The sequence below is a fragment of the Ruegeria atlantica genome, assembly GCF_013032505.1.
In the GTDB taxonomy this organism is placed as follows: domain Bacteria; phylum Pseudomonadota; class Alphaproteobacteria; order Rhodobacterales; family Rhodobacteraceae; genus Ruegeria; species Ruegeria atlantica_F.
Map to the genome: position 1 here is coordinate 855,779 of NZ_WQCG01000002.1, position 25,205 is coordinate 880,983.

The 25,205-nt window shown below is 54.3% G+C and carries 22 protein-coding genes; 13 read left to right on the top strand and 9 right to left on the bottom strand.

The window, feature by feature from the left end; all coding sequences use genetic code 11:
• Window positions 1-7 precede the first annotated feature (7 nt).
• Window positions 8-487, top strand: coding sequence for an invasion associated locus B family protein (locus GOW92_RS10850; RefSeq protein WP_170560599.1), 480 nt, complete (start codon window positions 8-10; stop codon window positions 485-487).
• A 1,006-nt stretch (window positions 488-1,493) separates the two neighbouring features.
• Here GOW92_RS10850 and GOW92_RS10855 read toward each other — a convergent pair.
• Window positions 1,494-2,675, bottom strand: coding sequence for a sterol desaturase family protein (locus tag GOW92_RS10855; RefSeq protein WP_170560600.1), 1,182 nt, complete (start codon window positions 2,673-2,675; stop codon window positions 1,494-1,496).
• Between the two features lie 122 nt (window positions 2,676-2,797).
• Between GOW92_RS10855 and GOW92_RS10860 the strand changes: the two genes are divergently transcribed.
• Window positions 2,798-3,874: a helix-turn-helix domain-containing protein gene (locus GOW92_RS10860; protein ID WP_170560601.1), complete on the top strand. Its 1,077-nt coding sequence runs from the start codon at window positions 2,798-2,800 to the stop codon at window positions 3,872-3,874.
• A gap of 116 nt (window positions 3,875-3,990) precedes the next feature.
• Here GOW92_RS10860 and GOW92_RS10865 read toward each other — a convergent pair whose 3' ends face one another.
• Complete coding sequence (locus GOW92_RS10865) at window positions 3,991-4,977, bottom strand: aldo/keto reductase (protein WP_170560602.1); 987 nt, start codon at window positions 4,975-4,977, stop codon at window positions 3,991-3,993.
• An 80-nt stretch (window positions 4,978-5,057) separates the two neighbouring features.
• Here GOW92_RS10865 and GOW92_RS10870 point away from each other — a divergent pair, with 80 nt between their 5' ends.
• Entirely contained in the window at window positions 5,058-5,885 is an 828-nt protein-coding gene (locus GOW92_RS10870; protein ID WP_170560603.1) for a LysR family transcriptional regulator, read from the top strand.
• Between the two features lie 326 nt (window positions 5,886-6,211).
• The gene (locus tag GOW92_RS10875; RefSeq protein ID WP_170560604.1) at window positions 6,212-6,877 is read left to right on the top strand and encodes a hypothetical protein; all 666 of its coding nucleotides are present in this window, start codon (window positions 6,212-6,214) and stop codon (window positions 6,875-6,877) included.
• A 16-nt stretch (window positions 6,878-6,893) separates the two neighbouring features.
• On the opposite strand, the gene GOW92_RS10880 is transcribed toward GOW92_RS10875, so the two are convergent.
• Window positions 6,894-7,793 carry a LysR family transcriptional regulator gene (locus GOW92_RS10880; protein ID WP_170560605.1) on the bottom strand — a complete coding sequence of 300 codons (900 nt, stop codon included), beginning with the start codon at window positions 7,791-7,793 and terminating at the stop codon, window positions 6,894-6,896.
• A gap of 71 nt (window positions 7,794-7,864) precedes the next feature.
• Here GOW92_RS10880 and GOW92_RS10885 point away from each other — a divergent pair, with 71 nt between their 5' ends.
• The 4 genes from GOW92_RS10885 to GOW92_RS10900 all read left to right on the top strand — a co-directional run bounded on the left by GOW92_RS10885 (window position 7,865) and on the right by GOW92_RS10900 (window position 15,559).
• Window positions 7,865-9,091 (top strand): NADH:flavin oxidoreductase/NADH oxidase family protein, encoded by a 1,227-nt coding sequence (locus GOW92_RS10885; protein ID WP_368040274.1) that lies wholly within the window; start codon window positions 7,865-7,867, stop codon window positions 9,089-9,091.
• 373 nt (window positions 9,092-9,464) lie between these two features.
• Window positions 9,465-11,699, top strand: a complete 2,235-nt coding sequence (locus GOW92_RS10890; RefSeq protein WP_170560607.1) for an adenylate/guanylate cyclase domain-containing protein — start codon at window positions 9,465-9,467, stop codon at window positions 11,697-11,699.
• Window positions 11,690-12,766 carry a hypothetical protein gene (locus tag GOW92_RS10895; RefSeq protein ID WP_170560608.1) on the top strand — a complete coding sequence of 359 codons (1,077 nt, stop codon included), beginning with the start codon at window positions 11,690-11,692 and terminating at the stop codon, window positions 12,764-12,766. Before GOW92_RS10890 ends, GOW92_RS10895 begins: the two co-directional genes overlap by 10 nt.
• A gap of 288 nt (window positions 12,767-13,054) precedes the next feature.
• Window positions 13,055-15,559: a cation:proton antiporter gene (locus GOW92_RS10900; RefSeq protein ID WP_170560609.1), complete on the top strand. Its 2,505-nt coding sequence runs from the start codon at window positions 13,055-13,057 to the stop codon at window positions 15,557-15,559.
• Between the two features lie 269 nt (window positions 15,560-15,828).
• Here the strand turns inward: GOW92_RS10900 and GOW92_RS10905 are convergent, their stop codons facing one another.
• The 3 genes from GOW92_RS10905 to GOW92_RS10915 all read right to left on the bottom strand — a co-directional run bounded on the left by GOW92_RS10905 (window position 15,829) and on the right by GOW92_RS10915 (window position 17,016).
• Window positions 15,829-16,191, bottom strand: coding sequence for an antibiotic biosynthesis monooxygenase family protein (locus tag GOW92_RS10905; protein ID WP_170560610.1), 363 nt, complete (start codon window positions 16,189-16,191; stop codon window positions 15,829-15,831).
• Between the two features lie 151 nt (window positions 16,192-16,342).
• Window positions 16,343-16,690, bottom strand: a complete 348-nt coding sequence (locus GOW92_RS10910) for an antibiotic biosynthesis monooxygenase family protein (protein ID WP_170560611.1) — start codon at window positions 16,688-16,690, stop codon at window positions 16,343-16,345.
• The gene (locus GOW92_RS10915) at window positions 16,687-17,016 is read right to left on the bottom strand and encodes an NIPSNAP family protein (RefSeq protein WP_170560612.1); all 330 of its coding nucleotides are present in this window, start codon (window positions 17,014-17,016) and stop codon (window positions 16,687-16,689) included. Before GOW92_RS10915 ends, GOW92_RS10910 begins: the two co-directional genes overlap by 4 nt.
• Window positions 17,017-17,091: 75 nt before the next feature.
• Here GOW92_RS10915 and GOW92_RS10920 point away from each other — a divergent pair, with 75 nt between their 5' ends.
• From GOW92_RS10920 to GOW92_RS10930, 3 genes are all read left to right on the top strand, one after another.
• Complete coding sequence (locus GOW92_RS10920; protein WP_170560613.1) at window positions 17,092-17,775, top strand: ArsR/SmtB family transcription factor; 684 nt, start codon at window positions 17,092-17,094, stop codon at window positions 17,773-17,775.
• Window positions 17,776-18,069: 294 nt separating this feature from the next.
• Complete coding sequence (locus GOW92_RS10925) at window positions 18,070-19,017, top strand: DMT family transporter (RefSeq protein ID WP_254452977.1); 948 nt, start codon at window positions 18,070-18,072, stop codon at window positions 19,015-19,017.
• Window positions 19,018-19,281: 264 nt separating this feature from the next.
• Window positions 19,282-21,309 carry an FAD-dependent oxidoreductase gene (locus GOW92_RS10930; RefSeq protein WP_170560614.1) on the top strand — a complete coding sequence of 676 codons (2,028 nt, stop codon included), beginning with the start codon at window positions 19,282-19,284 and terminating at the stop codon, window positions 21,307-21,309.
• A gap of 164 nt (window positions 21,310-21,473) precedes the next feature.
• On the opposite strand, the gene GOW92_RS10935 is transcribed toward GOW92_RS10930, so the two are convergent.
• Window positions 21,474-21,965, bottom strand: a complete 492-nt coding sequence (locus tag GOW92_RS10935; RefSeq protein ID WP_170560615.1) for a DUF2938 domain-containing protein — start codon at window positions 21,963-21,965, stop codon at window positions 21,474-21,476.
• 81 nt (window positions 21,966-22,046) lie between these two features.
• On the opposite strand from GOW92_RS10935, the gene GOW92_RS10940 reads away from it, so the two are divergent.
• Window positions 22,047-22,478 (top strand): helix-turn-helix domain-containing protein, encoded by a 432-nt coding sequence (locus GOW92_RS10940; RefSeq protein WP_170560616.1) that lies wholly within the window; start codon window positions 22,047-22,049, stop codon window positions 22,476-22,478.
• A gap of 95 nt (window positions 22,479-22,573) precedes the next feature.
• On the opposite strand, the gene GOW92_RS10945 is transcribed toward GOW92_RS10940, so the two are convergent.
• Window positions 22,574-23,293: a helix-turn-helix transcriptional regulator gene (locus tag GOW92_RS10945; protein ID WP_170560617.1), complete on the bottom strand. Its 720-nt coding sequence runs from the start codon at window positions 23,291-23,293 to the stop codon at window positions 22,574-22,576.
• Window positions 23,294-23,378: 85 nt separating this feature from the next.
• Here GOW92_RS10945 and GOW92_RS10950 point away from each other — a divergent pair, with 85 nt between their 5' ends.
• Window positions 23,379-23,810 carry a RidA family protein gene (locus GOW92_RS10950; RefSeq protein WP_170560618.1) on the top strand — a complete coding sequence of 144 codons (432 nt, stop codon included), beginning with the start codon at window positions 23,379-23,381 and terminating at the stop codon, window positions 23,808-23,810.
• A 412-nt stretch (window positions 23,811-24,222) separates the two neighbouring features.
• On the opposite strand, the gene GOW92_RS10955 is transcribed toward GOW92_RS10950, so the two are convergent.
• A complete protein-coding gene (locus GOW92_RS10955) occupies window positions 24,223-25,167 on the bottom strand; it encodes an ABC transporter substrate-binding protein (RefSeq protein WP_170560619.1) in 945 nt (314 codons plus the stop codon).
• Between the last annotated feature and the right edge of the window lie 38 nt (window positions 25,168-25,205).

Consider the following 25,205-nt stretch of genomic DNA (forward strand, 5'->3'; position numbering starts at 1 on the left):
CGGCAGTATGAAAGTTTGGCTTGGTGCATTGGGAGTTTCGATGGGTTTAGCGCAGTCTCTGGCTGCACAAGAGGACGCCCCCCCTCCGTGGTCGGTGAATTGTGGAAATCCGGGCAATGGAACCGAGTTGGTCTGTGAAATGACCCAGAGTATTGTTCTAACCGAAAACAATCAAAGGCTTACGTCTATTGCGTTCGTGAAGCCTTCGGGAAAAGATGAGACCGAAACAGTGCTGACCCTGCCATTTGGTCTACTGTTTTCCGAAGGGGTGATCGCAAAAGTCGATAACGTCGAAGTCGCGCGTCTGGAGTTCCTGACTTGCGAAGCGCAGGGCTGTTTTGCGCGTTCACCTGTGTCTTCCGAGTGGATGAATGCGATGCGGGCCGGTGATCAGTTGACGATAGAAAGCAAAAACACCGCCAGAGACCCGATCTCATTCGGCTTTGATCTGACGGGGTTCAGCGCGGTTTCCGATATTTTGCCGTAACGACGATTTTGTGCATGAGGGCCTAAGTTCGGCCTGTTGGATAAGTCACGGTGCAGAACCTGCTTGTATTGGCAAATGCGCTTTCAAAAAAGCAAAAAGTTCCTCTGGAAACGGCTATTCGGGACATCGAAGACGCCTAAGTCCACGCAGCCCAGGCAGAGAATGGCACTGAGTACGAATTCTGAGCTCGAGTATTGAAAGATGGATCAATCCAACTTGCGCAGGTTCTTAAGATCGTTGAAGCAATGCGCGACGAATACCGTGAGGTATCACTTAGCGATCTTCAGCAATCACAGTCAAATGCTGTACAGGGGAGTATATTGTAAAATCCCTGGACCCTATTCATCCTTCTCAGATTTCTGAATGGCTGCGATCAGCCGAAACTGAGCTGCAGAGCATTAAGGTCACTGTACGCTGAAACCGTTCCAGCCGCCTGAGAACAACGGTGCAAAACTGTGATTGATGCTATTCCTCCTAATTGGTTCTAAGGGTTTAGACGTCCCTGCTCGCCTCGTTGTGCCAACGTGGGTTTGCAAACAAACTGACTAGAGGCATCTACGACAGAGATTAGCATCAATGAAGTGGATTTGGAGAAGAACATTCTCCAGGTTCCCGGAGTCTCCTACATGGGTCACCCTGTTTTACGGAAGAGACTTCCAGGCGATGTCTGGCATCTGGATGAAATCGTGGTGAACATTTCAGGTCGAAAGTAATGGCTTTGGCGAGCGGTCGATCAGCATGGCGTCGTGTTGGATCTGGCGGGCATTGCGCGCGAAGACGGCGAGGCGAAGACCCAACGACGAGGGCCGGAGGCGGGAGGCTCTATAAGCCCATCCCTTGAATGTACCTTTCTGAAGCCGTCAGATTACCCATTTGGGATACGCAAAACGCCCTCCAAAGTCTCGGTCGTGTCCTTTACCGATCCTCACGACTTCCTCGGCTACCAATTGTTGTGGCGGTGCGTTTGACCGCACAACTGTTAGGATCTCACTCCTGTCGAATAACCTCAGTGTTCAGAAAGTACGGTTCGAAGGTAGATTGTAGAGTGCCATGTTTGGCTCGCACAGATGATCCCGGCGCAGCCTTTGAGGTAAAGCCGGTCTTGGCTCGGTTGCCTGATCGAACCACGATAGGTTCGCCCGGATTCCGGGTCTCGCAGCATTCCCTCCCAAGCAGACCCATTGAACTCCAGATCCGTTAGGATCAAATCGCCGATTTTCGCATGGGGTGTCTGCCCCTCCCACATCCAAATCAATCGCCCGCATTTGGTTGCGCTCTTCGGGCCACAATCCTCGAACGCGACTATGATGCCGAGGCCAGGCGACGCGTAGCGACCCTTTAGTTCGTAGGCATCGCCTCGGCTGGCCGTCAGACCTCCAACAATTGCCACCAACAGAATTACTGCTTTCAGGCTGACAGTCGGGATGCGCGGCGCAACGCGGGCAAACTCGGTGAGGTATTTAGGATGCTCCGTCTTCATCAGCCGATCCCACCAAGAGAAATACAGGCCGAGGTTGTAACCGGCATGGGCGTGATGCAGGTCGTGATGAGTGACGCTTGTCAGCCATCCAAAAATTGGTTGCCCTTTCTTGTCGGCTGGAAAGATCTCGATCCCGCAGTGACCCACTGCATTGCGTAACATCATATGGGTCACAAAGACGAACAGCGCCAATGGATGCGTCGGGAGAATGATCAACACTAAAGGCAGGTAGAGAGCGTTTACCACAGCCTCACCGACATCAAAGCTGTAAGAGGTGAAGGGTGTGGGTTGGTGTGATCTATGGTGCAACCGGTGGAACCGCCGGAACAACGGTGGGCAGTGCAGCGCGCGGTGTGTCCAATAGAACCACGCATCATGAAGGACGATCAGCGCCACAACGCTGAACACGAAATAGGTCCAACCAAATGTCGCGACCTGTTGGTATATCGTGATGACCCCGGCATTTGCACCCAGCACAATTGAAGTCCCAGCGGCGGTAAAGATCAGGACAGTCCGCAAACTTGCCAGAATCTCACGACGTATCTGGCCCCTGGGTGGATCCGATGGGCGGATTTTTTGTGCGGTAAGCCGGTGTGCCAAAAGGACATTGATCAAAATATATGTCCCCCCTGCCCCGATAACATAGCGCATGAAGTCTCCGCCAAAGACATTTGTATAGACGGACAAGAGCGTGGTGAGATGTGTCATTAACTTCTCCAAGTAGGGAAAGGATGTGCACAACGACCTGACGCGCATGGAGTGCAGATGCTCTCTGAATTCAAAAACCAATGGGTATTTTGAGCTTTCGGCGAGGATTTTTCAGTTTCGACATGGCCTGGCCATTGACCGCCAAACCAATTCGAACTTCGCTTATGGGTGTGATGTTGGACATGGCGATCATCGATACTTTCCTGCGTGGCAGCGCCGTTGGCGTGCTCTATCTCTGCGCTTTGATTTTTTTGACGAACGGGCCCCGGACCAGAAAAAGCTTGGCTGTTGTGCTGCTGTGCCTAAGCCTTGGCCCGTACGTAGTCGTATCCTCTCCGAGTATCGATCTGAGCGAGGGGCCTTTCCGGTTTGTTCTTGTGATGATCTCAGGCGTGATCCCGGCACTGATCTATTGGGCCGCAATTGAGTTGTTTCAGGATGACGTGATCATTCACCCATGGCAGATCGTGGTCGCGGCCTTGATCGTTGTGACAAGCTGGTTGACCCAGCTGCAGTTTCCGCTGGGTGCGGTTCGTGGCGCATGCGTGCTGATCTTTTTCTTGCACATGCTGAATATCGTTTTGTCTGGAGAAGTCGAAGATTTGATTGCCGATCGCCGCCGATTTCGTCGTTGGTTTCTGGTGTGGTTGTTGACCCTGGGCATAATCATCACGGTGATTGAAATCACCCATTTGGATCGAGTGCTTCCCTATTGGGTATTCCTGCTGCAGGCCGCAGCAATTTTGGTGTCCGCAAGTGCGTTCCTTGTCTGGTCGGTGCGAGTTGCACCCGATATCTGGATCGAACACCCCGGCACTTCGCATCGCGACATGAACCTGAAACCCGCGCAAGTGGCATTGATCAAACGCATTGATACGGCGATGGCCGCAGGGCTTTGGAGGGAGGAAGGGCTGACCGTAGCACGAATGGCGGCCAATCTAGGTACACAAGAACATCGGCTAAGGTCTGCGATCAATCAGGGAATGGGGCACCGAAATTTCACCAGCTTCGTCAACGCATTCCGCGTTCGGGAAGCGCAAGCATTGCTGGAGAAGCCAGAAATGGCCGAACGCACTGTTCTTAGCATTGCCTTTGACGTTGGCTTCTCTTCGCTCGGGCCATTCAATCGAGCCTTTCGCACGCAAACGGGTAAAACCCCGACAGAATACCGAAATGAAGCATTGTTACGAGAGGAGTGACCGAAGCTAACAACGCAGGCTAGGCTCTCGAAACCTCATTCGGGGGCTGCGGGCGCAGCCCAAGAAAACTACCTCGTGCACACTTGCAGCCCACTTTAGATGGCCGGCGCTTTAGGTTATCGCGGGCGGTCTGGTTCATGAGGAAGGCGCGGCAACAGGGTTTCTATTTCGTTCATTGTTGCAGCCGGTAAAGCACCGAAGATCAGCGCTCCTGCAATACCTTCGATTTGGTCTACTGTACGCGCACCCGGGATCGGAACGTAGTTTTCAGATTGGCCCCATATCCACCCGAGAGCCCCCTGTACGAGTGTTCGCCCATCCGAGGTCAGCAAATCGCGAACCGCATCGAGTTTCCGGAGGAAATCAGGATTTGCGCCTCCTTCCTTGAAGTATTCCATCCAATCTTCGCCGGATGCACGCACGTCATCCGATGCCATGACAGTGTTCTGATCGTACTTACCGGAAAGCAGACCCATCGCGAGTGGTGAACGGATAAGGGACAACAGCCCGTTGTCTTGCACCACTTTCTGCATTCGGGGCGCATCAAAAAACACGTTCATCACATACTCGACTGCCTTGAAGTTATGACGCGCTGAAACGGCCGACACGCTTTTGGAATAGTCGGTACTCCAGCCGAAGGCGCGCAGTTTTCCGGAATCTCTCAAGCGGTCCAGTTCATCAAACAAGGCTTCAGCATTGCCAATGGGCATGTCGTTCACGTGCAGCAGCAAAAGATCGATCCGATCCCGGCCCAGCCGAGACAAGCACCCTTCAACGGCAGGACCTACTTGATCGGAAGTGAAGGGTTCGAATGAGATCTGCCTGCTTGCCTCATCAATCCCGACACCGATCTTTGTAACGACCAAAGCATCGGGTCGACCCTTCAACGCCTTACCCAACAGCCGTTCTGAATGCCCTGCCCCGTAAGCCGCAGCGGTGTCGAACAGATTGATCCCACCATCCAAGGCAGCATGGATCGTCCGAATGGAAACGTCGTCATCTGAACGAGTATAGCCCAGCGATTGTTCGCCCCAGTACATTTTGCCGCCGATTGGCCAGCATCCCATTCCAAGTGGCGAGATTTCATTTTTGAGAAACTTCATCTACGGGCCTCCTATGTGCCCCCTTAGAAAAACGCCATCTCAATCTTTTCATCAACAACACAAAATGTAAGCATCGTTTCATGAATGAACGTGACGTTGACTGGGATAACCTGCGGCTTTTCCTTGCCGTTGCCAGAACAGGTGGGCTTGGGCCGGCTGCAGAACAGACCGGTAAAAGCGCACCGACGCTGGGTCGGCGTATGATCGAGCTTGAGCGCAGTCTCGGGATGGAATTGTTTCGGCGCAAACCGCGAGGCTATGACCTGACTGAAGATGGTCAACTGTTGTTTGAAAAGGTCGCAAGCATTGAGACCCGTGTCTTACCTATCACTGAAAACCGCCTCGCGACTGCGCCACCATTGGTTAAGATTTCGGCTGGGACCTGGGTTACCAAAGTGTTGATGGGCGCCGTTGGAAAACTCTACGGATCAGCACCGGTACGGCTGCGGTTCATTTCCTCGGAACACGTGCTGAAAATTGGGCACCGGGAGGCGGCGATTGGCATTCGAAATCATCGGCCTGAAGAGATCGGTCTGGCAGGCCGCAAAATCGGGCGCGTTCGGTTTGCTGTCTACGCAGTAGACGAGAGTGTTTCGACCTGGGCGCGGGTCGTGTCCAAAACACCTTCTGCAAATTGGGTAAGCGAAAATTCGCAAGATGACGATGCCATTGAAGTGACCGCTCCGCAGAACGCTCTTGATCTTGCACATGCGGGAATGGCTCGGGTGGTTTTACCAACGTTCATCGGCAACGCTCAGAGCATGCTAAAGCGAGTATCGCCTCTGATAGAAGATCTGGAACATGATCAGTGGCTTGTGTCCCACCACGAAGACCGATTTCTGCCAGAGGTACGACACATCATCGATCGCACTTACGCGATATTGTCGGAAGCCTGTGTAAAAGGGTGACAATGCGCCCGAAGGGGTGGCATCACATCAAGTCTACGTTTTCGTTTTACTTCGTTTCGACCCTGAACTGCCCTTGGACAACGAGTGCCATCGCTACGGTGCGCCCCTTCGAAGAGGAGACATTCGTTGCGGCTGCTCGAACGTGGGCTGCAAGGTAGCGCTTCGGTTCTTATCCATACAGCACACCAACGACCCTTTAGAACGCGTTGACAACGGAATAGCGACACGACGCCTTAAGCGCTCCTGACCGTGGACATACCGGTCGCGTGGCAAGCGGCGTTTCGGGTCAGTGTTGTGACTGCAACCCCAGCAGGAACGCGGGAACCATGTCAAATATCTCGGCTTCCCGTTCTTCGTCCACTTCTTTTCCGTTCAGCCACGAGCATTTTGACCGCATTGGCGGAACCGAAGTGTTTGACGGGGCCGAGATCATCATGCAGGAGAACGGCCTCGACATACTAAAGCTGTCGCCGTTGATGCCCATGCCGACTGTCACGACGTCCTTTGATGACATCCATTATGTAGATCTTGGCAGTCAAATCGTCGAGCTACATAACCTTTCTGTGGCAGATGGTGTTGCGCCCACGGTTGCACGTGTCGCCGACAGCAATGTCGTGTTTTCCGTGGACATGTACATGCGGCAGGAACTTTTTCCGCACGAGTTCAAGGAAGATACCAATTTCGTCGGATCAGGCATTGTTTTGAACACGCTGGTAGATTGGGATCCGGCCTATGCAATCAACGGGCATTCAAACAGTAACAGCGTCGAAGCTCTCAGAGAAAACGCAGAGTTTTTGAATGAGCTGCAAGCGAAGGTAGAGGCCCGTTTTCAGGAGGCCTTTGCAAGCAGAGATGCGTCGGCACCCGTTGAACTACTCTTTACGATCCCCGATGAGATCGAAATGCCCAAGTACTCGGGTTGGAAAAACTACGACACGGTTTTTCCCGGCTACGTCCGCCGAATGGCCCTTTCGGTTTTCAACGGCGGCTGAATCGGGTTCCCTCGGTTCAGTTGGTTCGAGTGCCAGGGAAGTGATCAACGAGGAAATCGATCAGAACCCGCACCCGCCGCGGCAGAAAGGTTGTTTCCGGGCGTAGAATGTAGATCCCGCCGCCGGCGTCTTGTTCAGAGCAATCAGTTAGCACCGGCACCAAATGACCGTTCTGCAAGTCTTGGGAGATGAGAAACTCTGGCAGCCAAGCAATGCCGCGCCCCGCGCGGCACGCTGCATGGAGAGCTTCCAGACTGTTGCAAATGAAGCCGGGACCCAGCCGTGCATGCCCATGTGGTGCTCGGGCAAACCCCCAATCCGTAAGGTGCCTCTCATGGCCCAGGCGCAGACATTTGTGCGTGGTAAGCTCTTCCGGTTGCCGAGGTGTGCCATGCTGTTCGAGGTAGACAGGTGCGGCACATGGCACCCGTCGATTGGTCATTAGTTTTCGCGAGACCAGGGATGAATCGCGTAAGACACCACTGCGGATCGCAAGGTCAAAACCCTCTCCGACCAAATCGACCAATTTGTCGGTCAACAACAATTCGATCTCAACCTCCGGATATCGTTCCATGAATTCGATCGTAAAGGGAACGATATGCAGGCGGCCAAGAGCTGCAGCGCTTGTCACGCGGATTGTGCCATGCAGCCTGTCGCCATCATCGGCAATATCCTCTTCCAGCGCCGTGAGGCGAGCCAGAAGACCCCGCGCTTCTTCCACATATCTTTGCCCTGCATCGGTCAAGGCCATGCGCCGGGTCGAGCGGACAAGAAGCGGCACCTTCAACCGCTGTTCCAACTGATGCACCCGTTTCCCCACAGCGGACGGCGTGTATCCCAACATTCTGGCGGCGGCTGAGAAACTGCCGTGATCAACAACGGCCAGAAGGATTTCTATTTCTGTCTTTTGCGTCATCTGTTCCAAAATCTATCAAGAGATGATCCAAGTAGCCAACTTATCATGCAGAGTGATCCAAAGTATCTCAGGTGGAGGTAAAAACTCCAAGGAAAACTGCTTTGCACACAACTTCGAGCGCCTCCCTTTTCTCACCACTCACTTTGCCGAATGGGCGTGTATTGAAAAACCGGATCATCAAATCGGCGATGTCGGATTCGTTGGGGGATGGCCAGGGAAATCCAACTCCTTCGCAGATGCGGCTTTATGAACGCTGGGCCGAAGGGGGGCTTGCCGCATCGATCATCGGCGAGGTGCAGGGTGATCCGAGGTATCCCGAGAAACCAGGCAATCTGGTCCTGAATGAGGCAGCCGATGAAACAGCCTTTCGCAACCTTGCTCGGCGCGGGGCGACAAACGGAGCTCAATTGTGGCTACAGCTTGGGCATGCTGGGGCAATGGCTCATCTTCCGATCAGCCAACCCCGAGGGCCAAGCGCCATCGACTTTCCTGATTTCCGCAGCAAAGCCATGTCGATCGCCGAGATAAGGGCCGTCCCAGATAGTTTTGCCCGCACCGCGCTGCGTGCGGCGGAATTGGGATTTGGCGGCGTGCAAATTCATGCCGCACACGGCTTTCTCCTGAGCCAGTTTCTGTCGCCACTATTCAATCGTCGATCCGATGCTTATGGCGGTTCAATACAGGCGCGGATGCGGCTACTCATAGAAACGGTTGAAGCCGTTCGTGCGTCCGTCCCATCAGACTTTGTGGTAGCAATAAAGCTGAATGCAACCGATCAACTCGACGGTGGCCTAACGGAAGGCGACGCACTCGAAGTCGTTGCCGGACTTGAAGGCAAGGGTGTCGACCTTCTGGATATTAGCGGCGGGACCTATTTCCCCGGGGCACCCTCTAGCTCGGAACGCGCGACGACGGGTCCCTACTTTGTCGAGTTTGCACGCGCTGCGCGTCGACTGATTTCGGCTCCACTTATGGTCACCGGCGGTTTCAAACGCAAAGAGGAGGCTGAAGCTGTAGTCCAATCTGGGGATGCGGATGTCGTGGGAATGGCACGGGGTTTTGTCCTTGATCCCTACATGCCGGCAAAATGGCAGGCAGGCAAAAGTGATCCTTCTTTCCCTCGCTTTGCCACCTTGCCTCCCGGAGGAATGACTGCTTGGTTCACCATGCGCATGACCGATCTCGGAGAAGATCGAGAGGATCAAGTGCACCGAGACATCGGTGAAGCTATTAAAGAGTACGAGAAGCGCGATGAGTTGCGTGTTGCTCAGTGGAAGAAGAGATTTTCTGTTCCCTAGGGTGTTCCAGCCCTGAAAGTGGAGTATTTCCCAAGTCGGTCATTGATCCAATCTGCAGCGAAACGGCCCATTGCGGTCATTCGAGAAGGTTTGAAGTTGCTACGCCCACAATCCGCACTGCCGAGATCCACTGTATGAGCAAAACTAGAGACTGCTCGGACGGACACTACGCTGGACTAAGTCGCCCTTGGATTCGAAATAAGACCCTCAGTTTAAATACCCTCAAAAGAGGTGCTCAACTCTGGTCCACAAAACATCAAACTCGGTTCTTAGGTGGCCATTAGGCTGTGTCGCGCATCTCTTTGGGGGTCATCGATAGACCGTTTGACACATTTCATGCTATTTTGCTCCCGAAACAATAAACTGAGCCTGCATGGAAATTGATGTACGCACCTGGCTCGAAGATCTCGGGCTCGGCGAATATGCCGATGCCTTTGCGGAGAACTTTGTCGATGGGCACGTTCTTGCGCACATCACAGTAGAAGACCTTAAAGACATTGGAGTGACTGCCGTCGGCCACAGGCGGAAATTGCTAGAGGCGATTGCGAAAATCGACGAAACTGCAAACGAAAACGTGGCGAATGTGCAGGAGAATGCCGCGGCAAAGCCTGACACTCAACGATCCGGTGAGCGAAGACAAGTAACTGTTTTGTTTGCTGATATCTGTGGATTCACAAAGTTATCTTCTTCGATTGATTCCGAAGCGGTTCACAACCTTTTGTCTGCGTACTTTGAAGTTGCCGACGGCATAGTCAATAGCTTCGGAGGAACGGTTGATAAGCACGTGGGCGACAGCGTTATGGCTGTGTTTGGAGCACCGATTTCACATGGGAATGACGCTGAAAGGGCTGTCCGCGCAGCAATAGCGATCCAAGATGCGATGCCAGGTGTCTCAGAACAGGCTGGTCGGCCGCTGGAAACTCACATTGGTATTGCTTGTGGCGAGGTTGTAGCAAGCGGCGTTGGTCCTGACAGCCACTATACAGTTATCGGAGAGTCGGTGAATTTAGCCGCCAGACTTACAGATGAGGCTTCCGCCGGGGAAATCCTGATATCAGAGTTGGTCCGTCAGTCCATAGAAGAGAAAATTGGCGCTAAAGAGGTGGGGGACGTTTCCGTCAAAGGCCTTTTGGAGCCTGTGCGAGTGCATTCAGTGCGAGGCAGCGGTGTCTCTCCCAACACGGAGCGCGCAAGTCCGTTTCTTGGCCGTGTAGCTGAAATCCAGCAATTCAAAAGTGCCCTGAAAGTCTGTAAGGAAGCCGAAAGAGGGCAGTTGATCCAAATTCGCGGCGATCCCGGAATCGGAAAGACCCGTCTAACAGATGAATACTGCCGCTTGGCCGCTGAAAACGGATATTCGTGTCATCGCGCCCTAATCCTTGATTTCGGTGTTGGTATTGGACAGGATCCGATCCGTTCATTGGTCTGTAGTCTGCTCGAATTACCAACAGAAGCTGATTTTGATGATCGGCGTGCGGCAGCCAAGAGCGCGATTGCGAACGGGTTTGTGACCGCAGAAAATGCGATCCATCTCAACGACCTCCTGAACCTGCCGCGATCGCCAGAGGACCAGGCGCTTTACGACGCTATGGACAATCTAACGCGTAACACCGGTAAAGTAGATACTGTTGTTGCGCTTGTCCGGGCGCTCAGTAGGAAGCTTCCAAGACTAATCGTGTTCGAAGATATCCACTGGGCAGACAAGCTTGTCCTTAAACAAATTGCCTATTTGGGACTAGGTTCAATTGACGCGCCTGTCATGATTGTCCTTACTTCCAGGATTGAAGGCGACCCGATTGATCCGGCTTGGCGCGGCGCCCTAGCTGGCGCACCCTTCATAGCCTTGGATCTGGGCCCTCTTAGCGAGGCTGACGCCATGGGAATGGCTGCCAACATTGTCGACATAGCCAACAAATTTGCTCGTTCTTGCGTAGAGCGGGCAGCGGGAAATCCATTGTTCCTAGAGCAGCTACTCAGAAGCGCGCATGAGGCAAACGACGTTCAAGTTCCGGGATCAGTTCAGAGCATTGTACAAGCAAGACTTGACCGTCTACCAGCGATTGACAAATCGGCCATTCAAGCTGCTTCAGTTCTGGGACAAAGGTTTACGCTCGCTTCGTTGCGTCACTTGATCAGCAATGACTCGTATGACAGTGCTAAATTGGTAAACCATCAACTTATCCGCGAGCAGGGTGACGGATATCTGTTTGCCCATGCGCTGGTCAGAGATGGTGTCTATGGCTCGCTGCTTCGAGCACGTCGAAATGAATTCCACCTCGCAGCCGCGGACTGGTTTGCAGACAAAGATCTTCCACTGCATGCCGAACATCTGGACTGCGCCGGGCACAAGGACGCGGCGCAGGCATACCTTCACGCCGCAGAAGCGCAACAGAAAGCACTACGGTTTGAAAGTGCACTGCGGCTGACTGAGCGCGGCCTTGCCGTTGCGGACAAGACAGAGATGTCCTTTGCTTTGTATTGCCTTCTGGGCGAATTGCTGCTGGAACTGAGTGAGCCTGAAAAGTCGATTGAAGCATATCGGGAATCTCTTTCTCGTCATTCGAACAATACGGAAAAATGCGTTGCATTGCTGAAGGCATGCGCATAATCGACCACACCGACGAAGCACTCGACCTAGTGGCCCAAGCACAACCCATTGCTGAAGCCAATGATTTGCCCGAAGCTTTGATGCGACTGCATCATTTACGTGGAAACTTGCTGTTCCCGAAGGGCGATATCACTGGATGTGAAGCAGGGCATCGGCAAAGCATCGAATACGCAAGACAGATTGGTTCGACTGAGGGCGAAGCAAAAGGGCTCGGCGGTTTGGGTGACGCAGTCTACATGGCCGGGCGCATGCGCACATCTCATGACATGCTGTCACGCTGTGTAGAAATAAGTAGAGCCAATGGTTTCGGGCGGACCGAAGTGGCGAACGCGGCACAGGTCTGTCACACAAAGGTCTATATGCTCGAGCTCCATGAAGTGCTCGAACAATCTCACAAGGCAATGGATGCAGCTCGCCGCGTCGGACACGATCGTGCTGAAATGAACGCTGCTGCGGCAGCGCTCTTTGCAGCTGTTGAACTCAGCGACTGGTCATCGGTGGTTACGCTATGTGAGCACGTGAGGACTTTAGGCGAAAATCTCGGAGCAGCCAGACTCGTCCACGAGGCATTGTCGTTCAATAGCATCCACTTGAACGCAATCGGGCGGCACCAGGAAGCGCTTGAATCGATCAATCAGGCAATAGCTGGAGCTAGAAAACTGGGGATGTCTTTCGGTGGGCCACGAATGCTTGGTCACTTGGCTCGCGTCACTCAGGACAAAACAGAGCAAGACCAAGCGATATCGGAAGCGGAAGAAATAATCGCCAACGGCTGTGTGGGGCACAATCAACCATTTTTCTACCGCGACGCTATTGAAGTTATGTTGCAACGCAAAGAATGGGCGCAGGCCCAACGACATGCTGAATCTCTCGAGGCTTTTTTTGCGCAAGAAGACCTGCCGTGGTCGGAATTTTACGTAGCTAGAGCGCGTGCTCTTGCAGCATCGCATTCCGACCATAGAAGTGCGGAGACCCGCGACGTTCTGCAAGCAATTCGCAATGATGCCGTGGAATTTGGTCTAAAGTCATCGTTACCAACTATCGATCAAGCGTTGAATGAGTATTAGCATGCAGTTGCAAACCCGCTGATGCACCGCTCGTAGGGTCCGCTTCGGGCTCACTCCTGACCTTGCAGCAAGCGCGGCATCTTGTCGGCAGATCCGGATCACGAAGATAAGGACGGGCCAAACCAGCCATTCCCTTATCGCGCCGGTGTCGCACTGCAGCCCGTCATTTATGACATTCACTGCAACCGCGTATTCTGGACGCGTGTAAGTTCACACAATGGTTCCACGTGGTCGATCGGGAATTAAAAGTAGATTCCACTAGTTCAACTTCTCAGGTAATAGGTATTGATGGATATCGTCGTCATTACGACCATCATCACTTCTCTTTTTGTTGTAATCGGCGTGGCGGAACCACTAGCCGCACGATTGCGCCTGCCTTACAGTGTTATCCTCGCCGTCCTGGGGATAGTGATCGGGCTTGGTGCGACCTTCTTTCTCGACACTGATCTGACGGATGCGCTGAACCCAGGGGCGCAGGCGATCATAGATCTGCCGATCCGGTCTGACGTCTTCCTCTACGTTTTCCTGCCAACGTTGCTTTTTCAAGCGACCCTCGGCATGAACCTGCGCAGGATGCTGGATGACTGGATGCCCATCCTGATGATGGCCGTTGTGGCAGTGATTGTGGCGACACTTTCCATTGGCTATGCGCTTAGTTGGGTAAGTACGCTGCCGCTAGCCGCCTGTCTGTTGATTGGTGCTATTGTATCGACAACTGATCCCTCAGCGGTTGTCAGTATTTTTCGGTCGATCTCGGCACCGCGCAGGTTGTCGCGAATAATCGAGGGCGAAAGCCTTCTTAACGATGCTGCTGCGATTGCTCTTTTCGGACTGTTCATGAGCTTTGTCATGCTCGGGAGACCCAATCCACTGCTAAGTGAAGCCGTGGGGCAATTTCCGCTGTTAATCGCAGGTGGAGTTCTCACCGGTTGGCTCATGGCGCGCATGGCGGTTTGGCTGATGGTTTTCGTAGGCCGCTGGGAAATGGCGCAGATTTCAATATCCGTGTCTCTGCCGTACCTCGCCTATATCGTTGCAGAACAAAGCGTCGGGGCTTCGGGTGTCATCGCGGTGGTGGCTGCAGGTCTTACGCTCAACCTCACAGGCCCCGGTCGTCTGTCACCGGCCGCCTGGACAAATCTTCAAGAAGTTTGGGACCTTCTGGCACATTGGGCCGGAGCGCTGATCTTTATTCTTGCAGCACTACTGATCCCGAGATTGTTAGAGGGGGTGCGGCCGTCTGATTTTGGCCTGTTGGCTGTAGTGGTTCTTGCCGCAACATTTGCACGGGCAGCGCTTCTGTTCGGGTTGTTGCCATTGCTCACGACAATAGGTCTGTCGCCAGTTGTTGAGCGCCCCTATCGCACCGCGATGCTGTGGGGTGGGCTGCGGGGTGCCGTAACCCTGGCGCTTGCGCTGGCAGTCACCGAAAGCACGCATATCCCACTTGAGACCAAGCGTCTGGTCGGCATTCTGGCGACTGGCTTTACGTTGTTTACACTGATTGTTCAGGGAACAACCTTGCGCACGGTGATAACAAAACTGGGGCTCGACAAGCTCTCTCCGCTTGATACCGCCCTTTCGCGGCAGGTGGTCGCGGTCGCCTTGCAATCCGTACGCGAGGACGTGTCCCGCACAGCAGAAAACTATAACCTGACCCACGATATTGTCAGAAACGAAGCCAAACAGTTTAGCGAACGCCTGGACGAGGCAGTAAAGGCCGCCGAGGACAGCGCGCAGATCCTTGATCGTGACCGGGTCACTCTTGGCCTTATTGCGCTGGCGGGTGCAGAGCGGGATTCCGTGTTGGCCCGAATGCGGGAACGCACGATGTCATCGGTGCTGAGTGAGAAGATTTTGTCCGACGCGGATCGGCTTATAGAAGGCGCGCGGACCGGTGGGCGGATCGGTTATCAGCGCGCATCAAATCGGTCGGTCGATTACGGCAGATCTTTTCGGATCGCCGTGTTTCTGCACAACCGGCTTCGCATTTCGTTCCTACTCACGCGTATTACGACGGATCGGTTCGAAAGATTGCTCATGCAACGCCTGATCCTGCAGGACCTCGACGGATTTGTCCGTGGCCGCATCCGCCGGATCCACGGCCGCCGGGTTGCGGAATTGCTTGATGACTTGTTAGCGCGTAGATCCGAGGCGGTTGAGACAGCGCTGGACGGTCTGCGACTGCAATTTCCTGGCTATGCCGAAAAGTTGGAGCGGCGGTTCATCCGACGAACGGCGTTGCGACTGGAAGAGCGTGAATACGCGGTCATGCGCGAGGACGGCCTGGTGGGCGAAGAACTCTATTCAGTGTTGATGCAGGAAGTGGCAGCACGTCGTGCTTTATCTGAAGGGCGTCCAGTACTGGACATTACTCTTAAAGGACGGGATTTGGTCCGGCAGTTCCCACTATTTTCCGATCTCGACAAGTCTTCACTCAGGAAACTCAGCCGCGCGCTGCGTGCCCGATATGTCAACTCGGGTGATACCATCATCTCCAAAGACGAACTCGCCCAGAGTGTATACTTCATTGCCTCGGGGGCGGTGGAAGTGGAACTCGGCAGGCACACCACGCGGCTGGGCCGTGGCGAAATGTTCGGGCAATTGGCTATGTTATTGAAACGGCCCCGTCGCGTTAACGTGCGGGCGTTGGCACCGTCGACGCTGCTTATGCTCGACGAGACAAGTTTCCGGCGCTTGCTACTGCGAAGCAAAGCCATGCGAAACTCTGTCAAGATGAGCGCTGATAAACGCATGATCGACCCTGCAGTGTTGGATCTGGATGAGCCGTAGAATCCTCTGAAACAGGGGCAATTTCTTGAGAAATCATCAATTGGAAAGGAGCCGCAAAAACACTAGTGCTGTCTCATGGGCGTTAATCGGGTTCTGCTTTAGTGCGGCTGTATGAAAACGATGGGTACGCGTTCTGTGACAGATCCGGCCCATAGCGGCCATCCAAGCTTCCCCGCCGTTCGACCCTGCCACTGGCATCGCCCTAAACCCGACCCATCTTTGAAAGAGAGCCCAGTGGGTTAGGCGTTTCGACTTCCAAATCGAACATTTTAGTCCGCTCCAGTGCCGCAATGGGCTTTGTTGCTGTCGTCAAAAGCAGAGTTCCGTCTCAAATCATGGGTGTAATCGCGGACAACCTCGGCCATTAACAGGCGGTAGTTTGTGAAATAACGCGAACGACCAAGAGCCTGCGCACGGCGATGTTCGGCAAGGTTCCGCCATTCGGTCACGGCATTTTCGTCTTCGAAATAGCCAATGGCCTCATATCTTCCAGGCGTGCTGGGGCTTTCAAAACGTTCGATTGAAATAAAGCCTCCTATGCCCTTCTGGTGATTGCAAAGTTCAGAGGATGTTTGCGTGTAGTCGTCATTTTCACCCGCTTCAACGTCGAACTCGAATACCATAACAATCATATACTCTGCCCTTTCCAGCACTGTTGCACGGTGACTACTATCGAAATTTCAGGCTGGTTGTTTCGGTGCGGATCGAAGTTTTGACTACATCTACCCGCGCCCTTCCCCATGGGCAGTTCACGGGGCAGTTAAGTAAGGATATTCGCCAAAATCACTTGCTGTGCGCAGTCTGGCTATCCGCAGGAGCCTGCGCCCGGTCGAACATACCATAATCTCGGATCACACTGGCGACACGCAAGCGATAATCATCGAAGACCCCGTCGCGCCCTTTCGTCTGCGCCCCTCTATGGGCGGCAAGGTTGCGCCAGCGTGTGATTGCATCCTCATCCTCGAAGAAGGACAAAGACAGAATCTTGTGCGGATCAGTTAGGCTCTGAAACCGCTCTACCGAGATAAAGCCATCAATCTCTTCGAGCATCGGGCGCATCTCGGCCGCGATGTTGAGGTAGTCACCTTTACTGGCGTCCTCTGGTTTAACTTCGAAAATTACCGCGATCATTGTTGCTCTCCCATCCCATGAGCTGCCGAAACAAGCTTCAGGAAGGTCCGGTCTTCGCGAAGCAGGAATTTCTCCTTTTGGGCGAATTCGTAGTTTTCGCGTCCGAGCGGATCATCCGCCAGACGGGCGCGGTATTCCTCGTAACCGGCAAGGCTCTTAATGTTATATATACCGTAGGCAAGGGTCGAAGACCCCTCGTGTGGTGCGTAATAGCCGATCAGATCGGCGCCGCAGCGCGGGATCGCCTGCCCCCAATTGCGAGAGTATTCCTCGAATAGTGCCTTCTTTGTAGGGTCAATATGGTAACGGATAACACAGGTCAGCATGACAGTTTCCTTATCGTGTGCTTTCTCGTGTTCTAAACATTTGCCTCACAAGAATGCTTCGATTATGGTCGAACTATGAAAGAAGGTCCCGACATTGCCCACATCGCCGCCTTGATTGGCGATCCCGCCCGGGCCAACATGCTGACTGCACTTATGAGTGGCAAAGCCCTCACGGTCAGCGAATTGGCAGAGGAAGCCGGAGTGACCATCCAGACGGCCAGTTCACATTTGTCCAAACTCGATGGAGGCGGTTTGCTGCGGCCCCGTAAGCAAGGGCGGCACAAGTATTTCGAACTCGCCAATGACGAGGTGGCGCAAGTGCTGGAGGGTCTGATGGGACTTGCGGCGGGGTCCGGCTATTTGCGTAAGCGGACAGGGCCCAAAGACGCAGAGTTGCGTAAAGCGCGTGTTTGCTACAATCACCTGGCCGGAGATATGGGCACACAGATGTTCGACAGTCTAATGGCGCAGGGACATCTCAATTTGAATGGCGAAGAGCTGGAGCTCACCAAAACGGGCACCACCTTTGCCAGAGATTTCGAAATCGACATTGAGGCTTTGTGCAAAGCGCGAGCGCCAGTCTGCCTGGAATGTCTGGACTGGAGCGAACGCAGGTCGCATCTGGCCGGTAGCCTCGGACGGGCATTTCTAAGCCGTTTCGAGGAACTATCCTGGGCGAAACGAGATCAAAAGACCCGCGTCGTAACGTTTTCGCGCAATGGAGCAGAAGCGTTCAACAAGCTCTTTTGTTTGGACTGAAAGCTGGTTCGCTTTTCAAAATTGGACGGTGCAGCGATCAATTAGGATGGACGGTGTGAATTCATCATTAAGATCTGCGGCCCGCTAGTTTATCGCGGGAACCTTCATCGCTCGGCAGAAAACCTTGATACGCGCACAGAAATTCCGGTGTTTGTGCCTGCTGCGTGACGCGCCGACCCGGCTCTTCGCTGCGAAGACACATTTCTATACAAGCCCAGCTGGTGAATTTTTGGACTTTTGCCTGGCGTCGCATTGAGAATAGACACGCATTTGGCGACATTTCTACATGGTGGGATGACCTCCTCTGATTCCGCGCCTCAATCAACCGATCGCATCCTTGCAGGCGTTTCGCTGATGCTTGGATTTTGCCTGACTGCTCCTTTGCTGGATGTAGCTGCGAAACTAGCATCAGCCAGTGTTCCTGTTGGGCAGATAACGGCTGCTCGCTTTATAGTTCAATGCGCGTTGATGGCGCCGTTTATCTGGATAATGGGATTGTCGTTGCGAGTGGCGCGAAGTGAATTGCTGGTTCTCATATTCCGCTCTTTGCTTTTGCTGTTCGCGACGTTTTGCTTCATTTCGGCAATCCGTGTGATGCCACTAGCCGATGCGTTGGCCATCGTTTTTGTGGCCCCGTTCATCGTCCTTTTGGTCGGCAAGTTTTATCTTGGCGAAGATGTTGGTCCTCGCCGTGTCGGGGCGGCTCTTGTGGGGTTTATTGGGGTATTGTTCGTCATCCAACCCAGTTTCGCGGCCTTCGGCGCGGTTGCAATAATTCCTCTTGGCACGGCCGTTGCCTTTGCTTTCTACATCCTTGTGACGCGGGGATTGTCGCGTCGGATGCACCCTGTGGCCCTGCAATTCCACACCGGCCTGATTGCCAGCCTGTTTTGCGTTCCAATCCTTGTGGTTGCACAAGGTACTGGCTCTGAGCTTTTCGATCCCGTTTGGCCGTCAGACATCGCATGGTTGTGGCTACTGGGAGCCGGTTTTTTTGCGACCGTAAGCCATATGATGATGACCTATGCGCTTTCGTTTGCACCATCAGCCACATTGGCCCCATTGCAGTACTTTGAGCTGCCGGTAGCGGCCCTGTTCGGTTATCTTGTCTTCGGTGACTTTCCGAACACGCTAAGCCTGATTGGTATTGCCATCATCATTAGTGCAGGGCTGTATATGATCCATCGTGAAAGGGTCGTTGCCAGACAATTGGTCACAGAGCGCGCAGCGCCGCCAATCTAGGACGACACGCGCGCGAACCTTAAATGACCTTGGTGTATCGAGCGGTACCTGTCAGGCCTCCGTCTGTGCTCAACGAGTTTCCCACATATGTGTCTCGTGCTCGGGTCGTCTTTTCATACAGCAATGTCGGAAGCAGTGAATTCACACTCGCTACTTCCCAAGTAAAATACCTTCGACAATAAACCTCATCAGGCATGGCATCTGACCAGTGGGCGCGACCCTGGGCGGCTTTTGAACATCAGCTTTGGCCGAAGGAATACCGAAGTGGCAAACCTTCTTGATCCGTTTCAATTGAAACACCTGGCATTGCGCAACCGTATCGTAAGCACATCCCATGCACCGAACTTTGTCGAAGAAGGGCATCCCAGAGACCGTTACAGGTTGTATCACGAGGAAAAGGCCAAAGGCGGGGTGGCCCTGACCATGGTTGGCGGATCGACCAATATTGCGCCTGACAGTCCATCGGTGTTTGGCCAGCTCTATGCCGGAGATGACAGTATCATTCCATGGTTCTGGAAACTGACGGATGGCGTTCACGAACATGGTGCGGCCATCATGTGTCAGATCACCCATATGGGGCGCCGCACAGCCTGGGATGATGGGCATTGGCTACCGGTATTGGCTCCGTCCCGTGTCCGCGAACGCGCTCACCGCGCAATTCCAAAAGCAATGGAACAAGAAGACATCGACCGCGTTATTGGCGATTTCGCAGCTGCTGCGCGTCGCTGTCAGATGGGCGGGTTCGACGGAATCGAGCTTCTGTCTCACTCGCACCTTCTGGGTCAATTCCTGTCCCCTCTGACCAACCAGCGCGAAGATAACTATGGAGGGGCGTTAGAAAACCGCATGCGCCTGACCCTACAAGTGCTTGACGCGGTGCGTACCGAAGTCGGCCCCGAGTTCATCCTATCGATGCGCATGACCGGCGATGAATTGACCGAAGGTGGGCTGAACGCCGAAGAATGCATTGCCGCCGCCCGGATACTGGAACGCTCCGGCCAAGTCGACCTGCTAAACATCCTCGCCGGCGCGCCCTACGATGATCTGGGCTTGGCCGGTTGGGTGCGCCCAATGGGGCTGCCCGCAGCCCCGCATATCACCGTGGCCGGACGCATCCGTGATGCCGTCGATCTGCCGATCCTGCACGCTGGTGGTATTGCGGATATTGCCACGGCCCGCCACGCTGTCTCTGGCGGCCATGTTGATCTGGTGGGCATGACCCGCGCACAGATGGCCGATCCGCATTTGGTGGAAAAACTCGCACGTGGGGAAGAAGAGCGCATCCGCCCCTGTGTCGGCTTGGGCTACTGCGTTGATCGGGTCAATCAGGGCAAACCTGCCGTGTGCGGACACAATGCCGCCACGGGACGAGAGCAGACCTTGCCTCATGTCATCACCCGTAGCGATACTCGCAAGAAAGTAGTTGTCGTCGGCGGTGGGCCCGGCGGGTTGGAGGCCGCGCGTGTCTGCGCCTTGCGTGGACACGAGGTCGTGCTGCTCGAGGCTTCGGATCGGCTGGGCGGGCAGTTGGTTCTGGCCGCCAAAGGGATGACACGCAGGCAGGTTTGGGGCGTTGGTGATTGGTTGATTTCCGAAGTGGTCGTGCTTGGGGTCGATATCCGCTTGAACACCTATGCCGAATCCGATGACGTGTTGTCCGAAGCCCCCGATTTGGTAATCATAGCGACAGGCGGCTGGCCCGAAACCTTAACCATTCCCGGCGGTGAACTGGCAATTTCCAGTTGGGAAGTGTTGTCTGGTGAGGCGCGTGTGTCAGGTGAGGTGTTGTTGTTTGACGATATCGGCGATCACCCTGCGGCGGTGACGGCAGACTCGCTGGCAGGCACCGGTTGTAACGTTAATCTTGTTACTCCAGACCGATCCCTTCTACATGACCTTGGCCCAACAACCTCTGCTGTCGCATTGCGCGATCTGGCTGCCAACGGAGTTGCCTTCACCTGCCTGCAGGAGCTCGCTTCTCTCGCCCGCGAAGGCAACCGAATTCGCGCCAGGCTGCGTCATGCCTTGACCGGTAACGTCACTGAGCGCCTTGTTGATCATGTGGTCGTCGAACATGCTCTGTCCCCAATGGCCGAACTCTATAACGACCTGAAACCAGTTTCACGCAACCTTGGGCAGGTTGATCACAAGGCGCTCATTGGCGGCACGTTTCCATTCGTTGACATCAATCGAAGCGGTCAATTCTATTTGGCTCGAATTGGCGACGCAGTTACAAGCCGAAATATGCACGCCGCAATTCTCGATGCCTTAAGGGTCTGTGCTCCAGTCTGAAAAACCATGCTCCTCGGCCGATCAAAAATGGCCGCGGATTGTCTGTACAGGCCCAGCTTGCGACAGGAACGCACGCACTTTCACAGGTATCCAGCGGCCCTTTCCTTCTGTTGAGTTCTAATGCTGCTGTCGCAGATTGCTTTCAGTGTAGTCTTGGAGAATTGTTAGAAAAATTTGGATAAGCACTTTGCCGCGACCCAAAGCCCAGTTCCAAAACTAAGATGTGCAAAGACGCTCTTGAGCCGCGCAATTCGTGGGTCGGGCGTCAACCGTGCCGCCAACCCCGCTCCCATGCCCGGTTGAAGGATCAGAAAGGGCGCGAGCACTGTAAATACTCCAAATGCAATCGCAGGCAGCAGGCTCGGTGTTTCAAGCCAGCTCCGACCGACTACGGCCAGAAAGCCCAGCGCAAACACGACTCCCGTCAGATAATGCGCACTCCAGCCCAACAAACGCTCCGCCGGAACAGGGTCGCTGGCCATGATGTGCCTGTGAACAATCTGCCCCCGCGCGACATGGCCGAGCCAACGGCCCACCATCGCGTAGTTGAGTGACTGTTGAGAGAAAATCAGCTTCTGAGAAAGGGCAATCACATCCATGAAGGCTGTTGCGCCGACGCCGATGAGAACCGCGCTGTAGAAAATTTCTGTTGTCATGCAGATATCGACCTTAATTTCTGTTGATGTTTTGCAGTGGAGGGGCAACATGCAACTTCAAGTCAACTTGACGTCAAGACCATGCTCGACATTTCCGAACTCTCTCGCGAAAGCGGATTTTCACCATCAAAACTCCGCTATTATGAAGAGGTTGGCCTGATCCGGTCGGTGGGTCGACGGGGATTGAAACGTCTATATGAGGACGAGGTGAAGACGCGAATATCCCTCATTTCTCTGGCGCAAACCGCCGGGTTTTCACTCGGCGAAATCAAAGAGACGATAGGGTCAGAAGGCAGGCCCGAATTGGATCGTAAGGTTCTGGCAGCAAGGGCGGATGAAATTGACGTGAGGATCAAGGAACTGGCGGCCTTACGGGACGGCCTTCGCCATGTCATGAACTGCACTGCTGAAAACCACCTGGATTGTCCTCGGTTTCAGCGCATCATCCGTGTTGCGCTGACGAAGAAGCAGGTCGACGCGAAACGTTCCAAAGTGTATCTCGGCAAAAGGTAAAGGAATTGTGTTTGGACCCCGTTCCTCCACTTTGGGGCTATTGATGATTTAAGATACTGGAACACTGCCGCCCGGGCTTCACGCGTTCCTGGTGTTCAGCGCGGAAATTCGTTGTAGGGGCAGACATCGTCCTCGAACGGAACATGGCGTCTCCGGAACGATGTTCCCTTGACGATCTCGGGGCGGTTGATCCGATCCATGCGAAAATGCCGGAAGTCCTCACGACTGGGGTCCCAGGCTACGAGATACCAGATCGGCGGTAAAATAAGCATAGCTTGCGGTTCCACTTCGCGGCTCGTTTCCGCGCCCTTTGCGTCCCGGTAGCCGAAGCGCAGGTTTTGCCGTTGCAGAAACGCGGTTTCGAAGGCAGGCAAAAGCGCAGCGTCAATACTTCCCATGTCCGAGATGTCCTGTTTGGGTGAAAGTTGTCCGACATGCAGACAGTCAAGAAACCTGCGCAGATCCCGCACCTTGTCGGACGGAAGGGCCTTCTCGATCTTGGCAAGTCCCGCGTCGGCGAGGCCCGAGAAGGGAAGGCTGCGCGCCGCACGCATTGCTGCGACACTGATGAGCAGAGCAAACACCTCTGCGACCGAAAGACGGGCGGTGGTCTGCACGGATTGCGGATCAAGTTGCACGCCCCCGCCACGCCCACATTCGGAATGGATAACAAAACCCTGGTCGCGCAACGCACCGATATCGCGCAATACGGTTCGTCTGGATGCACCGACCTGACAGGCCAGTTCATCTACCGTTGCTGTTCCGTTACGGCGAAGGGTGCGCACGATGGCATCATGTCGGAGACGGATGTTCATTTATTCACCTTAACACTTATAGTGACAAATTTTGTCACCATAGCGTTCTAAGGCGATCTCGGACCACTCAGCAAGGAGAATGACTATGACGTCCCGAGATCAGAATACACCCGTCAGCATATTGCCGATCATCGTTAATCCACCACATCTGTATGATCCCACGCCAAACGGCTATAGCACGGCAGTAATCTCTCCTGCTGCAGGGCGGCTGGCCTTTGTTTCAGGACAGGGCGGACAAGATCAAACCGGCAACCTATCACCGGAGTTCGGTAATCAGGTTGAACAGGCCTATGCCAATCTGGCTGTGGTCCTCGACGCGCTCGGCGCTCTCCCTCGGCACGTCGTTAAGTTAACCGTGTTCGTGGTCGACCACGATATGTCGAAGCTGGGTGTGCTGACAGAAAATGTAGTGCGGATGTTTGGCGATGTATTGCCCGCGCAAACGCTGGTCCCTGTATCAAAACTCGCCATCGACCCTATGCTCTTCGAGGTCGAGGCCGTCGTGCATTTGGATTGAGCGCTCGATTGCGGCGGCGACTTGCCGCCGCGATCACAAACGATACCTCGCTCGCGAGGTGGAAGCTGACGTGCGCAAACTGAGCAGCATCGGTTGCTATGGCCGCCCTGCTTTCATTGAAGCAAGCTTGGCACCCATGCCTTAAACTACATAGTTTTCGTGGTCGCCTCACACACAACACCCGTGTTTCCGACATCGGCCGGGGCGTGTTTTCGTTCGGAAATTGCCTCACGCGAAGATCGGCCCGAATTTGTCATTGATGCACTAAAAACGACGGCAGCTCAGTTGCACGCCGGCGTTGCGACCCGAATGCCCCCGCCCCGCGCGCCGTGGTATCAATTCACCTGACAATCTGCAGATGAAGTTGTCCGGCCTGCCCAAATGGTAGGCCGGACAAAGTGAGTGGTTCTACTTAGTCGTACAGAACGGCTGAGATCTTTGGATCGTCAATGTTCGAGGCGTCGTAATAGTAGAAGCCGGTGTCGATCAGACCTGGAACCTCTTCCCCGTTCAAAGCTGCGACTGCTGCCTTCACCGTCTCATAGCCGATGCCCACCGGGTTTTGCGTGATCGCACCTGCCATCAGGCCGCTTTTGATTGCGTCTTTCTGCGCTTTGCCGCTGTCATAGCCGATGATTACCAGGCCTTCGGTACCCAACTCCTGAACGCCATTCACAACACCGATAGCCGAGCCTTCGTTGGTGCCGAAGATGCCATTCAGATCGGGGTTCGCCGTCAGGATCGCCTTGGTGACTTCGGTCGATTTCAGGTGGTCACCCTGGCCATACTGAACCGTGACAACTTCGATATCCGGGTACTTCTCGGCCATGCGATTGACGAAGCCATCGCGGCGATCAATACCGGTGCGGCTGGTCTGATCATGCGCGACAACAGCGACTTTGCCTTTTCCACCAATTTTCTCTGCCATCTTGTCGGCTGCGAGCCCGGCTGCCGCCAGGTTATCCGTTGTCGCGGTTGAAAGCGGAATGTCACTGTCAACGCCGCTGTCGAACGCGATGATGGGAATGCCCTTTTCATTGGCCTGTTTCAAAAGCGGGATCGCTGCCTGACTGTCCAGAGCGGCAAAACCAATGGCTTTGGGGTTATTGGCCAGAGCGGCAGCCAGCATGTCGATCTGGCGGTCGACCATGGTCTCATTATCCGGGCCTTCGAAGGTGATGGTGACATCAAACTCGTCAGCCGCTTGCTCCGCTCCCGACTTCACCGCCTGCCAGAACTGGTGTTGGAAACCTTTCGAAACCAGTGGGATGTAAACTTCTTCGGCTGCCGCCATCGAGGCGGGTCCTGCCAGGGTGGCTGCACTCAGCGCCCCCAGAATGAAACGACGTGAAAACATGTTTTTCTCCTCCAGTTGGTCGTTTTGATTATTGATTT